Source organism: Kitasatospora sp. NPDC023118 (assembly GCF_055560875.1).
The window spans coordinates 79,233-92,079 of sequence record NZ_JBVHHW010000023.1 but is presented as its reverse complement, the minus strand read 5'-3'; the positions used below and the strand labels follow the sequence as shown (position 1 = coordinate 92,079).

At 71.5% G+C, this 12,847-nt stretch carries 12 protein-coding genes and 2 tRNA genes; 10 read left to right on the top strand and 4 right to left on the bottom strand.

Annotated features, from left to right (window positions below; translation table 11 throughout):
* Positions 1 to 23: 23 nt before the first annotated feature.
* Positions 24 to 1,445: an amino acid permease gene (locus ACZ3UD_RS26990; RefSeq protein ID WP_465592842.1), complete on the bottom strand. Its 1,422-nt coding sequence runs from the start codon at positions 1,443 to 1,445 to the stop codon at positions 24 to 26.
* Positions 1,446 to 1,712: 267 nt separating this feature from the next.
* Between ACZ3UD_RS26990 and ACZ3UD_RS26985 the strand changes: the two genes are divergently transcribed.
* The 4 genes from ACZ3UD_RS26985 (at position 1,713) to ACZ3UD_RS26970 (ending at position 5,075) form a co-directional block, all read left to right on the top strand.
* Complete coding sequence (locus ACZ3UD_RS26985) at positions 1,713 to 2,312, top strand: biotin transporter BioY (RefSeq protein WP_465592839.1); 600 nt, start codon at positions 1,713 to 1,715, stop codon at positions 2,310 to 2,312.
* A 46-nt stretch (positions 2,313 to 2,358) separates the two neighbouring features.
* Positions 2,359 to 2,844: a ribose-5-phosphate isomerase gene (locus tag ACZ3UD_RS26980; RefSeq protein WP_465592836.1), complete on the top strand. Its 486-nt coding sequence runs from the start codon at positions 2,359 to 2,361 to the stop codon at positions 2,842 to 2,844.
* A gap of 332 nt (positions 2,845 to 3,176) precedes the next feature.
* Positions 3,177 to 4,403 (top strand): PP2C family protein-serine/threonine phosphatase, encoded by a 1,227-nt coding sequence (locus ACZ3UD_RS26975; protein ID WP_380613712.1) that lies wholly within the window; start codon positions 3,177 to 3,179, stop codon positions 4,401 to 4,403.
* 474 nt (positions 4,404 to 4,877) lie between these two features.
* Positions 4,878 to 5,075: a hypothetical protein gene (locus ACZ3UD_RS26970; protein ID WP_380613713.1), complete on the top strand. Its 198-nt coding sequence runs from the start codon at positions 4,878 to 4,880 to the stop codon at positions 5,073 to 5,075.
* A gap of 71 nt (positions 5,076 to 5,146) precedes the next feature.
* On the opposite strand, the gene ACZ3UD_RS26965 is transcribed toward ACZ3UD_RS26970, so the two are convergent.
* Positions 5,147 to 5,935, bottom strand: a complete 789-nt coding sequence (locus tag ACZ3UD_RS26965) for a DUF6348 family protein (RefSeq protein WP_465592832.1) — start codon at positions 5,933 to 5,935, stop codon at positions 5,147 to 5,149.
* Positions 5,936 to 6,125: 190 nt separating this feature from the next.
* Here ACZ3UD_RS26965 and ACZ3UD_RS26960 point away from each other — a divergent pair, with 190 nt between their 5' ends.
* Positions 6,126 to 6,686: a DUF6197 family protein gene (locus tag ACZ3UD_RS26960; RefSeq protein ID WP_465592829.1), complete on the top strand. Its 561-nt coding sequence runs from the start codon at positions 6,126 to 6,128 to the stop codon at positions 6,684 to 6,686.
* Positions 6,687 to 6,762: 76 nt separating this feature from the next.
* On the opposite strand, the gene ACZ3UD_RS26955 is transcribed toward ACZ3UD_RS26960, so the two are convergent.
* Positions 6,763 to 6,833 (bottom strand) — tRNA-Gly (locus ACZ3UD_RS26955).
* Positions 6,834 to 6,992: 159 nt separating this feature from the next.
* Between ACZ3UD_RS26955 and ACZ3UD_RS26950 the strand changes: the two genes are divergently transcribed.
* From ACZ3UD_RS26950 to clpX, 5 genes are all read left to right on the top strand, one after another.
* Positions 6,993 to 7,066 (top strand) — tRNA-Pro (locus ACZ3UD_RS26950).
* Positions 7,067 to 7,364: 298 nt separating this feature from the next.
* On the top strand, positions 7,365 to 8,753 hold the full coding sequence (gene tig / locus ACZ3UD_RS26945) for a trigger factor (protein ID WP_465592826.1): 1,389 nt from the start codon (positions 7,365 to 7,367) through the stop codon (positions 8,751 to 8,753).
* A gap of 268 nt (positions 8,754 to 9,021) precedes the next feature.
* Positions 9,022 to 9,639: an ATP-dependent Clp protease proteolytic subunit gene (locus ACZ3UD_RS26940; RefSeq protein WP_380613737.1), complete on the top strand. Its 618-nt coding sequence runs from the start codon at positions 9,022 to 9,024 to the stop codon at positions 9,637 to 9,639.
* Between the two features lie 56 nt (positions 9,640 to 9,695).
* Positions 9,696 to 10,358, top strand: a complete 663-nt coding sequence (locus ACZ3UD_RS26935) for an ATP-dependent Clp protease proteolytic subunit (protein ID WP_153460658.1) — start codon at positions 9,696 to 9,698, stop codon at positions 10,356 to 10,358.
* A gap of 247 nt (positions 10,359 to 10,605) precedes the next feature.
* A complete protein-coding gene (gene clpX / locus ACZ3UD_RS26930; protein ID WP_063347569.1) occupies positions 10,606 to 11,895 on the top strand; it encodes an ATP-dependent Clp protease ATP-binding subunit ClpX in 1,290 nt (429 codons plus the stop codon).
* Positions 11,896 to 11,963: 68 nt separating this feature from the next.
* On the opposite strand, the gene ACZ3UD_RS26925 is transcribed toward clpX, so the two are convergent.
* A complete protein-coding gene (locus tag ACZ3UD_RS26925) occupies positions 11,964 to 12,788 on the bottom strand; it encodes a hypothetical protein (protein WP_380613717.1) in 825 nt (274 codons plus the stop codon).
* Between the last annotated feature and the right edge of the window lie 59 nt (positions 12,789 to 12,847).

Below are 12,847 nucleotides of genomic sequence, written 5' to 3'. Positions count from 1 at the left end.
GGGCCCTTCCACGTGTCCGGGGCTCAGCGCGCGGCCGCGTCCCGGCGCTGCTTGAGCAGGCCGGCGGCGCTCAGCAGCGCGACCAGCACCCCGGCCGCGTACAGCTGCTGGCGGTCGCCCTCGGTGGTGGTCATCAGCGCGAGGATGCCGACCACGGCGGCCATCGCGATCCAGGTCAGGTAGGGGTAGCCCCACATCTTCACGGTGAGCAGCTCGGGCGCCTCGCGCTCCAGCCGGCGGCGCATCCGCAACTGGACGATGCAGATGAACAGCCAGACCACCAGGATCGCCACGCCGGTGGTGTTCATCAGCCAGGTGAACACGGTGGCGGGCCAGAACTTGGCGGCCAGCACGGCACCGAAGCCGAACAGGCAGGAGGCCAGCACGGCCCGGCGCGGCACCCCGCCGCTGACCTTGGCCAGCGCCTTGGGGCCCTGGCCGCGGCCGACCAGCGAGTACGCCATCCGGGAGGCGCCGTAGATGTTGGCGTTCATGGCGGACAGCAGCGCGACCAGCACCACCGCCTCCATGATCGTCCCGGCCGCGGGCACCCCGAGGTGGCGCAGCACCGTGACGTACGGGCCGTCGGCGACGACCGCCGGGTCCTTCCAGGAGACCAGGGTGACCACCAGGGCCATCGAGCCGATGTAGAAGATCGCGATCCGCCACACCGCCGTGCGCACCGCGTTGGCGACGTTCTTCTTGGGGTCGTCGGACTCGGCCGCGGCGATGGTCACCGTCTCCAGGCCGCCGTAGGCGAACACCGAGGCGAGCAGGCCGACGATCAGCCCGCTGACGCCGTTGGGCAGGAAGCCGCCCTGCCCGGTGAGGTTGCCCGCGCCAGGGGCGCCGGGGCCGATCACCCCGGCGACGCCGAGCGCGCCGAGGACCAGGAAGGCGACGATCGCGGCGACCTTGATGGTGGCGAACCAGAACTCGAACTCGCCGAAGTTCTTCACCGCGGTCAGGTTGCTGACGCAGAAGAAGACCATGAACAGGCCGACCCAGACCCAGGCGGAGACACCGGGAACCCAGCCGTTGACGATCTTCCCGGCCGCAGTGGCCTCGGCGGCGACGCCGCAGCAGAGCATCACCCAGTACATCCAGCCGGCGGTGATCCCGGCCCAGGGGCCGATCTCCTTCTCGGCGTGCACCGAGAACGAGCCGGAGGCCGGGCGGGCGGCGGACATCTCCCCGAGCATCCGCATGATCAGCATGACCAGCAGGCCGGAGAGGGTGAAGGCCAGGATGATCGCCGGACCGGCGGCCGCGATACCGGCGCCCGAGCCGACGAACAGGCCGGCGCCGATGACGCCGCCGAGGGCGATCATCGACAGGTGGCGCTGCTTGAGCCCGTGGCTGAGCTGGTGGCCGGACGCCGGGCCGGCGTCCGGCTGGGCGGGGCCGGTGGTCCCGGACGCCGAGGGCGCGGAGGTGGGGGCCATAGGGGAGGATCCAGACTGTGCGGAATGCGGCATGAGCTGTCCAATATCCGGGGACCCCTTTGGTCATGCCAACAATGTCCACTTCCGGCCCACCATGCGGACCGGGCCGCACCCCGGCGTGATCGACCGATTACGGAACGTCGTTTCGGGTCGGTTCCGACAACGCCCGAGGGCGGGGCTTTGTCCGAAACCGTGGCGGCGGCGCAGTGGATCACCGCGTAGGTTCACAGGTGTTCACTCACCTGGACCCGTACGGAGGATCCCCCGATGGCCACTGCCACCACCCCGATAGCGCGCCGCGCCGTCCTCGCCGACCTGCTGCCCGCCGCCTCCACCCGCCTCGGCACGCAGGCCCGTGACCTCGCCCTGGTGGTCGGCGGCGCCGCGCTGACCGGTGTGGCCGCCCAGCTGTCGGTCAACGTCCCCGGCTCGCCGGTGCCGGTCACCGGCCAGACCTTCGCCGCCCTGCTGGTCGGCACCGCGCTCGGCGCCCGCCGCGGCGTCGCCTCGCTCGCCCTCTACCTGCTGGCCGGCATGGCGGGCATGCCCTGGTTCGCCGAGGGCACCTCCGGCTGGGCCATGCCCTCCTTCGGCTACGTGCTCGGCTTCGTCCTCGCCGCCGCCCTGACCGGCGCGCTGGCCCGCCGCGGCGCCGACCGCACCCCGGTGAACACCGCCGTCACCATGGTCCTCGGCAGCCTCGCCATCTACGCGGTCGGCGTCCCGTACCTGGCCTTCACCCTGCACGTGCCGCTCGCCCGCGCCGCCGAGCTCGGCCTCTACCCGTACCTGGTCGGCGACGCGCTCAAGGCCGCCTTCGCCGCCGGCGCCCTGCCGCTGGCCTGGAAGCTGCTCGGCAAGCGCTGACGCCCCGTTGTCGGGCCCGGGCGCACGCGCATGCCACACTCATGGCATGCGCGTGTACCTGGGCTCCGACCATGCCGGATACGAACTGAAGAACCACCTGGTGGAGTGGCTGAAGGAGGCCGGCCACGAGCCGGTCGACTGCGGGCCGCACATCTACGACGCCGAGGACGACTACCCGCCGTTCTGCCTGCGCGCCGCCGAGCGCACCGCCGCCGACGCGGAGGCCCTGGGCATCGTGATCGGCGGCTCGGGCAACGGCGAGGCGATCGCCGCCAACAAGGTCAAGGGCGTCCGTGCGGCGCTGGCCTGGAGCGTGCAGACCGCCGAGCTCGGCCGTCAGCACAACAACGCCAACGTGATCTCCATCGGCGGCCGCATGCACACGCTGGAGGAGGCCACCAAGTTCGTCGAGGTCTTCCTCGACACCCCCTACAGCGGCGAGCCGCGGCACACCCGCCGGATCGAGATGCTGAGCGAGTACGAGACCACCGGCGAACTCCCGCCGATCCCGGCCCACCACCCGCAGGGCTGATCCCGCCACCCACCCGCCCACGACGGCCGGCCGCACCCCGCGTGCGACCGGCCGCCGCCGTTTGCGCCCGGGGGCGCGGCGAAGATCCGCGAGACCCGCCCCGGCCCCGGACCTGTGGGATCGGCCACAAGGCCCCGGCGCACGCACACCCCCGCACGCGGGGCGTGCACGCCACCCGCAGGCTCCGTACGCCCAACCGGCGCACGCCTCCTGACGGCGCGCCCGGCACCGCTCCGATCGGCCGAAACCCGCCGAGCCCCCCGCGCGTCGACATCGCCGCCCGCCCCCGGGCCGTCGACGCCGGGCCGCACCCGTGGATAGGGTCGGGCTCCATGGCTGGCAGACCGCCGGGCGCACCGCCCCAGACGACTGCGACGAGGCCCGGCGCCGCCCCGGCGTCCGAGCCCGTGACGGCCCGGCTGCGCAAGAGGCTCCGCCGGGTCCGCCGAAGGCTGCGCACGGCCGGCGTCGACTACTTCCGCGGCGGCGCCGCCGACTGGCCGGTGCTCTGCGCGCTGGCCCTGCTCGTCCCGCTGCTGATCCTGCTCAACGTCTGGATCCCCGACTGGGCCCCGCCCACCGCCCTGGTCCTGCCGATCCTGGCCGGCGCGCTGCTGCTGCGCCCCGGCAGCCTGGTGGTGCTCTACGCGCTGGCCGCCCTCGGGCTGTCCGCCGAGTCCGTGATCCACACCGGCCAGCGGGTCGCCAGCGAGAACCCGGAGGCCTACGTCTACGGCGTGACCCCGGGCGCCGCCCTGGTGGTCGGCGCCGCCGGGGTGGGCGGCCTGCTGCTGGCCCAGTTCCGGGCCCGGGTCGGCGTTCCCTGGTGGGGCGGCTCCACCATGCTGTTCGACCTGCGCGAGCGGCTGCGGGTGCAGAGCCGGGTGCCCCGGCTGCCGGACGGCTGGCACGCCGACATGGCGCTGCGCCCGGCCGGCGGGCAGTCCTTCTCCGGGGACTTCGTGGTGGCCGCCCGCACCGGCCCCGGCCAGCGGCTGCTGGAGGTGGTCCTCGCGGACGTCTCCGGCAAGGGCATGGACGCCGGCTCCCGGGCGCTGCTGCTCTCCGGCGCCTTCGGCGGCCTGGTCGGCTCGCTGCCCGCGCACGACTTCCTGCCCGCCGCCAACGGATACCTGCTGCGCCAGTCCTGGGAGGAGGGCTTCGCCACCGCCGTCCACCTGGTCCTGGACCTGGACACCGGCGAGTACGAACTGCTCTCGGCCGGGCACCTGCCGGGCATGCAGCGACTGGCCGGCGCCGGGCGCTGGGAGGTCAAGCAGGCCGAGGGCCCGCTGCTCGGGATCTACGACGGCGCCAAGTTCGAGGGCGTGCGCGGCCGGCTGAACCGCGGCGACGTGCTGATGCTGTGCACCGACGGCATGGTGGAGGCGCCGGGCCGGGACCTCGCCGAGGGCATGGACCGGCTGATGGGGGAGGCGGACCGGCTGGTCCCCGGCGGCGGCCCGGGCAGCGGCGCGGGGGCCGCGGCCGCGCTGATCGAGACGGTGGCCCGGGACATCAACGACGACCGCGCGGTCCTGCTGCTCTGGCGCGACTGACGGCAGGCCGGTGACACATGCCACCGGCAGCGTCGCTGTCAAGCCTGGCAGCTGATCTTCGGCCATATCGGGCGCCCCGTCGGCTGACCGGATCAGCGGCTTCCGCTCCCCGCCTCCGGGCGTTTCCCGGCCGCTCAGCACGCCCCGCCGACGATTCGTCAGACCGGCTCCGATATCGTCCCGGTCGGCGGAAACTCGTCTCGCATCGCAGGATATCGGCGTTGGGCTGACTGTCAGACCTTTACGCAATCGGCACGGTCGACCACACTGAGTCCGGGCGGGACTGTTCAGGATTCGGGGGATGGGGGGCGACACGTGCGGCACGGCAGACAGTGGTCAAGCGTGGGCTCCCTCACCGGCGCTGCGCCGGACGGTCCGCGATTCCGCCTCGGGACCGTCGGACAGGCCGGGGTCCGGCTTCGCAGGTGCCGCCGGGCGGCGGCACCACGCTATGAAACGAGGAAGTGAGTCCGGGTGGCACTCTCCGTCTCCGCGCTGGTCCTGTTCGCGATCCTGTGCATCATCTTCATCCGGAACAAGCAGATGAAGATCGCCCATGGCATCGTCGCCGCCCTGTTCGGCTTCATGCTGCACGAGACGACCATGGCGGGCTCGATCAACTCCCTGCTGTCCAACCTGGCGCACAGCATCTCCAGCATCACCGGCGGCTGACCGGGCCCGGGCCGCCGGGCTCTCGCACCCTGCCGGCCTCGAGCCGAAGGGGGCGAGCGGGCGAGTCACGGTCACCGGCCGGCCCGTCGGGCCTCCCGCCAGCGGGCGAACAGACCCCGGGGGCGCATCGCCGCCGGGGCCGGGACGCGCAGGGGTGCGGGTGCCGCGGCACCCGCCGGCGCGGCCGTGACCGGTGCCCGCCCCGCCGTCAACAGCACGAACAACCGTGCCCAGCACAGTCGTTCGCCCCGCGGCCAGTCCAGCGCGCGCAGCGCCGCGGAGGCCGCCTCCGACACCTCGCCGCCCACCCGGACCTCGGCGACGTCGTCGCCCGCCTTCCCGCCCAGGAAGAGCTTCACCCCCACCGGGCCCGGCCCGGCCAGCTCCGCCCGCAGCGCGGGTGCCAGCGCCGGCAGCACCCGGTGCTCGGCGAGCCAGGCCGCCAGGTGCTCGTTGCCGAAGCCGAACACCGCCGCCGGCCCCTGCACCGCGTGCCAGCCCGGGAGTTCGGGCAGATCGGCGTGGTCGGCGTGCACCCCGCGGCCCTCGGCCAGCTCGACCAGCACCGAGGCGGTGGTGGTCGCCCACATCTTCACCGCGTTCGCGAGCTTCTCCTCCTCGGTCTTGCCGAGGCCCGCCGCGCAGTCCCACACCACCGGCGCGTCCGCCCGGCCCAGCTGCAGCACGAAGCCGAGGTCCACGTGCCCGGCGCCGTCGTCCCCGGGGTGCTCGCGCACCGCCACCGCCGTGGTGCCCGGGCCGCGCACGACCTCGCCGTCCGGATGGAACTCCTGACCCAGTCGCGCCATCTCCCGGACCACGCAGCGCTGTATGACGGCCAGTCGCTCCTGCGGACGCACCGGGACTCCTCCACCTAGGGAGCGCGCCGGCTGCGGCCACGCTCGAACTGCGCTCGAACGCCGCCGAGGCTATCGGCCCGACCGCCAACCGGGAAACCGTTCGCGCGGGCCCACCCTCCGGTCGCGAAAATGTCCTGAATGCCCCAGTTTGGGGAGCGGAACCTGAAGGCCGCCCGTCTGGAGAGCCCGCATGCCCCGCATCGACCTGACGCCCCTTCCGCCGCTCCCGCCCCCCCTGCCAGGGCTGCCGGCGGGCCCGGACGGCTCCGGCCTGGTCGCCGAGATCGAGGCGTACCTCGCCTCGCTGCCCGCCCCCGCGCGCACCCCGGCGCCGTACGTCTGCCGGTACGGCAGCACCCTGCGCCCCTGGAACGCCGGCCACCCGGCGCCCCGGGCCACCCTGCTCGACCGGGCGCTGCGCCGCCCCGCCCGTCCCGTCCCGGTCAGCGCCGCCGACCACCTGCGGCTCGCCTCCCGCTTCATCGGCGCCCACGGCTGGCTGCAGGGCGCGATGTGGGACCACTCCGGCCGGGTCTGCCTGCTCGGCGCCCAGGCCGCCGTCCTGGCCTACGGCTACGGCACCCCGGCGACCGTGCGCACCGCCCGGGCCCAGCTGATGGAGGTGCTGCACGCCACCGGACGCCCGGCGCGCTCCCCGGACGAGTACAACGACCGCCCCACCACCCGGGAGGGTGACGTCCACCTGCTGCTCGACCGGGCCGCCGCCCGGGCCGCCCGGCTCGGGCTCTGATCCCGCCGGGAGCCCCGGACGCGCCGAAAACGCCGACGGCCCCGGTGCGCTGGGCGCACCGGGGCCGGACCGGAAGAGCGGGCGACGAGAATCGAACTCGCGTGACTAGTTTGGAAGACTAGGGCTCTACCATTGAGCTACGCCCGCGCGATCCCCCGGGCCGTCTCCGGCCGGAAGTTCGGGAGACAGCGTACCTGGTCCGGTCGCTCCTGTGCACACCGCATTCCTCGCGGACCCGCGTGCGCCCCGCCCCGAAATAGTCGGCGAGCCGTGCAGGCCCGGCGTGTACGCTTCCTCTCGGCACCACGGGGTGTGGCGCAGTTTGGTAGCGCGTCCGCTTTGGGAGCGGAAGGCCGTCGGTTCGAATCCGGTCACCCCGACAGTGAGTGCGGCAGGGTCTCGCCCATCGGGGCGGGACCCTGTTCTGTCAGGGCGGTACGGTGGCGCCTGGCGTCCGCCTTTCGTGGTACCGGTAGGATGGGGCGCTGGCGGTAGTCCCTGTGGCGTCCACCCAGGTCAACCGCACGAGGGCGAGGAGTCACGCTCACCGTCCGCCCACGGGAGATGCAGCTCCAACCGCCCATCGCCCGTCTCGCCCGAACCGCCCGTACCGGCCCCGGCCGAACGGAACGGACCGGGCGGAGACAATCTGACCGCAAGCCCATAGGAGACCTAACCGTGAAGAGCGCCGTCGAGACTCTGAACCCGACCCGGGTTCGACTCACCGTCGAGGTGCCCTTCGAGGAGCTCAAGCCCAGCCTCGACGCGGCGTACAAGAAGATCAACCAGCAGGTCACGGTTCCGGGCTTCCGCAAGGGCAAGATCCCGGCTCGCGTCATCGACCAGCGTTTCGGCCGTGGCGCCGTGCTGGAGGAGGCCGTCAACGACGCCCTGCCGCGCTTCTACACGCAGGCCGTCGACGAGGGCAAGATCGAGGTCCTCGGCCAGCCCGACATCACCAACATCGAGGGTGTCGAGAAGATCGCCGACGGAGGTGACCTGAAGTTCACCGCCGAGGTGGACATCCGCCCGGAGATCACCCTGCCGGAGTTCTCCTCCATCGAGGTGACCGTCGACCCGATCGCCGTCTCCGACGAGGACATCGAGAAGTCGCTCGAGCAGCTGCGCGAGCGTTTCTCCTCGGTCAAGGACGTCGAGCGCGCCGCCGCTGCCGGCGACATCGTGGTCGTGGACCTGGTCGCCAAGGTCGACGGCGAGGTGCCGGAGGACGGCACCGCGAACGGCGTCAGCTACGAGATCGGCTCGGGCCGCCTGATCGACGGCATCGACGAGGCCGTGACCGGCCTGTCCGCCGGCGAGGAGAAGACCTTCAGCACCGAGCTCAAGGGTGGCACCCAGGCGGGCAAGACCTCCGAGGTCACCGTCACCGTCACCGCCGTCCAGGAGAAGGAGCTGCCGGAGCTGGACGACGAGTTCGCCCAGCTGGCCAGCGAGTTCGACACCCTGGAGGACCTGCGCGCCGACTCCCGCAAGCGCCTGGAGCGCATGAAGGAGTACGACCAGGCCACCCAGGCCCAGGAGAAGGTGCTGGACGCGCTGCTCGCGCTGGTTGAGATCGAGTACCCCGAGAAGCTCCTCAAGGACGAGATCGAGACCCGCAAGCACAACGTCGAGCACCACCAGCTCGAGCCGATGGGCCTGAACCTCGACACCTACCTGGAGACCCAGGGCAAGACCCGCGAGGAGTGGGACGCGGAGATCGAGGAGCAGGCGAAGAAGGGCATCAAGACCCAGTTCGTCCTGGACCAGATCGTCGCCAACGAGGAGCTGGGTGTTAACCAGGAGGAGCTCACCGAGCACCTCATCCGCCGCGCCGCCGGCTCCGGCCTCACCCCGGACCAGTTCGCCCAGCAGGTCGTCCAGGGCGGCCAGGTTCCGCTGCTGGTCGGCGAGGTCGCCCGCGGCAAGGCGCTGGCCACCGTGGTCGAGGCCGCCAAGGTCGTCGACACCGAGGGCAACGAGATCAACTTCGACGAGGAGGACGAGACGGGCGAGACCGTCGAGGCCGCCGCCGAGGACAAGGCCGAGGAGAACACCGAGGCCTGAGCCCCGGTGGCCCCTTGAGGCAGCCCAGCGGGCCCGGACGCCGTACGGCGTCCGGGCCCGCTGTCGTCCCGCCCGCGCGCCGCCGCGACCCTGCGCTCACAGCGAACAGTTCTGCGTGAGGGATTCTGCGGCCCGGCCTGCGCGTTAGGGTCCTTGGACAGCAACAATCACGACGTGATACCCGGAAGCTGTGCGACACCGCGACGGCCGTGGAGCGACCGTCCAAATCGACTGAGCAGGTGGCTAAGTGACGTTCCCGCAGATGCAGATGCCTGGCCCGATGGCGCCGCACGCCGCCGCTGGTGACGTGCTCGGCGGCCTCGGCGACCAGGTCTACAACCGGCTGCTGGGCGAGCGGATCATCTTCCTCGGCCAGCAGGTCGACGACGACATCGCCAACAAGATCACCGCCCAGCTGCTGCTGCTGGCCGCGGACCCGGACAAGGACATCTTCCTCTACATCAACTCCCCGGGTGGCTCGATCTCGGCCGGCATGGCGATCTACGACACCATGCAGTACATCAAGAACGACGTCGTCACCATCGCGATGGGCATGGCCGCCTCGATGGGCCAGTTCCTGCTGACCGCCGGCGCCAAGGGCAAGCGCTTCTCGCTGCCGAACGCCAACATCCTGATGCACCAGCCCTCCGCGGGCCTCGGCGGCTCCGCCACCGACATCCGCATCCAGGCCGAGCAGCTGCTCCGCACCAAGAAGCGGATGTCCGAGCTGATCGCCTTCCACAGCGGCCAGTCCTTCGAGCAGATCACCAGGGACTCCGACCGCGACCGCTGGTTCACGCCGGAGGAGGCCCTGGAGTACGGCCTGATCGACGCGATCATGCACAGTGCCGCGGACGTCCCCGGCGGCGGCGGCACGGGCGCCTGAGCCTCGGCCCGGCCCACGAGACCACAGCCCCAACGCCCCGGAGGACAAGAACCCCCATGAACATCCCCAGCCTGTCGGCCGCCAAGGCCCGCGTCGAGGACATGCGCGCCGAGGGCCGCTACATCGTCCCGCGCTTCGTCGAGCGCACCACGCAGGGCATCCGCGAGTACGACCCGTACGCCAAGCTGTTCGAGGAGCGCATCATCTTCCTCGGCTCGCAGGTGGACGATGTCTCGGCGAACGACATCATGGCGCAGCTGCTGTGCCTGGAGTCGATGGACCCGGACCGCGAGATTCAGATGTACATCAACTCGCCCGGCGGCTCGTTCACGGCCCTGACGGCCATCTACGACACGATGCAGTACGTGAAGCCGGACATCACCACGGTCTGCATGGGCCAGGCGGCCTCCGCCGCAGCCGTGCTGCTCGCCGCCGGTACCCCCGGCAAGCGGATGGCGCTGCCGAACGCCCGCATCCTGATCCACCAGCCGTACACCGAGACCGGCCGCGGCCAGGTGTCCGACCTGGAGATCCAGGCCAAGGAGATCTTCCGGATGCGCGAGCAGCTGGAGGAGATGCTCTCCAAGCACTCCAACAAGTCGGTCGAGCAGGTGCGCGAGGACATCGAGCGCGACAAGATCCTGACCGCCGAGGAGGCCGTCGAGTACGGCCTGGTCGACCAGATCATCTCCACCCGCAAGACCTCGCTGACCTCCTGAGGCCGGCACCGTCGGGGCGGGACGCGCACCCGGTCGCGCGTCCCGCCCCGACCCGTCGGCGGGCTCTGGCACGGCATCTGTTCGGTATCAATTCGCCCAGGGCGTAGGGCAGACCCGGCGAAGAGGACGGAATCACCGGCCCGGCAGAGTACCGTCGGATAGCGAGACCGAGCGCCGTCGGCGCGGACGGTCCACAGCACCAGGCCCCGGAACCCCTGCGGGGCCCCTGGCGAAGGGGAAGCACCTCGTGGCACGCATCGGAGACGGTGGCGACCTGCTCAAGTGCTCGTTCTGCGGCAAGTCGCAGAAGCAGGTGAAGAAGCTGATCGCCGGCCCAGGCGTGTACATCTGCGACGAGTGCATCGACCTGTGCAACGAGATCATCGAGGAGGAACTCGCCGAGACCTCCGAGGTCCGCTTCGAGGAACTGCCGAAGCCGCGCGAGATCTACGAGTTCCTGGACCAGTACGTGGTCGGGCAGGACCTCGCCAAGAAGGCGCTGTCGGTGGCCGTCTACAACCACTACAAGCGGGTCCAGGCCGGTGAGGCCGGGCGCAGCGGCGGCAACGGCCGCGAGGACGCCATCGAGCTGGCCAAGTCCAACATCCTGCTGCTGGGCCCCACGGGCTCCGGCAAGACCCTGCTGGCGCAGACCCTGGCCCGGATGCTGAACGTGCCCTTCGCGATCGCGGACGCCACCGCGCTGACCGAGGCCGGCTACGTCGGCGAGGACGTCGAGAACATCCTGCTCAAGCTGATCCAGGCGGCCGACTACGACGTCAAGAAGGCCGAGACCGGGATCATCTACATCGACGAGATCGACAAGGTCGCCCGCAAGAGCGAGAACCCGTCGATCACCCGCGACGTCTCCGGCGAGGGCGTGCAGCAGGCGCTGCTGAAGATCCTGGAGGGCACCACCGCCTCGGTGCCGCCGCAGGGCGGGCGCAAGCACCCGCACCAGGAGTTCATCCAGATCGACACCACCAACGTGCTGTTCATCGTCGGCGGCGCGTTCGCCGGCCTGGAGCGGATCATCGAGGGCCGCGCGGGTGCCAAGGGCATCGGCTTCGGCGCCAACATCCGCTCCAAGCGCGAGTCGGACGCCAGCGACCACTTCCGCCAGGTGATGCCCGAGGACCTGGTGAAGTTCGGCATGATCCCCGAGTTCATCGGCCGTCTGCCGGTGATCACCAGCGTGCACAACCTCGACCGCGAGGCGCTGCTGCAGATCCTCACCGAGCCGAAGAACGCGCTGGTCAAGCAGTACCGCAAGCTCTTCGAACTGGACGGCGTGGAGCTGGAGTTCTCCCGGGACGCGCTGGAGGCGATCGCCGACCAGGCGATCCTGCGCGGCACCGGCGCGCGCGGTCTGCGGGCCATCATGGAGGAGGTGCTGATGTCCGTGATGTACGAGGTCCCCTCGCGCCAGGACGTCGCCCGCGTGGTGGTCACCGGGGACGTGGTCTCCAAGCACGCCATCCCCACCCTCGTCCCGCGCGACATGATCAAGCGCGAGCGCCGCGAGAAGAGCGCCTGACCCGACGGCGGTCACGCGAGGGGCCCCGCACCGGATCCGGTGCGGGGCCCCTTCGCATGACGTGCGCGTTACTTGGCGACCTTCATGGCGTCGCGGATCGCCCGGGTCTTCTCCGCGGCCTGGTCCGGGGTGATGCCCTGGTTGGTGTCACCGCCGGTGCTGCCCAGGCTGAGATGGGTGAAGGTGACCCGGCCGAAGGTGGACTTGTCCGCCCACACGCAGATCGTCGGCCCGGGCTTGCCCGCGATGACGCTGGCCACGCCGCAGCTGAGCTTGCCCGCGGAGGCGTGGCTGTCCTGCGCGGGGTAGTCGGTCATCGGCGTGGTCCAGGTCAGGCCGCCGCTGTCCTTCTTCGAGTCGGCGATGATCTGGTCCGGGTCGTTGAGATCCCCGTAGATGCCGATGATCGACAGCGAGTCCATGTTCTTGATGTCGGCGCCCTTGCTGTAGCTGGCGCCCAGCCCGTGCAGGTCCTTGCCGAACTTCGCCGCCTGGGGGTTGCTCATGTCGGCGGGCTGGTCCTTCGCCGACTTCTGGACGTAGCCGTCCAGCAGCGTCTGCGGGGCGGTGAGCTTGTACTGGCCGCCCGCGTCGCTGCCGCCGAGGAACTTCCAGGCCGCGAAACCGCCGCCGCCCAGCACCAGGGCGCCGATCACCAGGCCGATCACCAGACCGCCCTTGCCCTTCTGCGGCTGCGTCGGGTAGCCGGGCTGCCCGTACGGCGCCTGCGGCGGCACGCCGTACGGCTGCTGCGGGGCGCCGTAGGGCTGCTGCTGCGGCGGGTATCCGTACTGGGGCTGCGGGGCGCCGTAGGGCTGCTGGGGCGGCGGGCCGCCATAAGGCTGACCGCCGTAAGGCTGACCCTGCGGATACTGCTGTCCCTGGCCGTACATCTGTCCTCGTGCTCCCCCGCCGCACCCGCGGCCGATCGTGGTGTTGGGTAGTTCCGTGC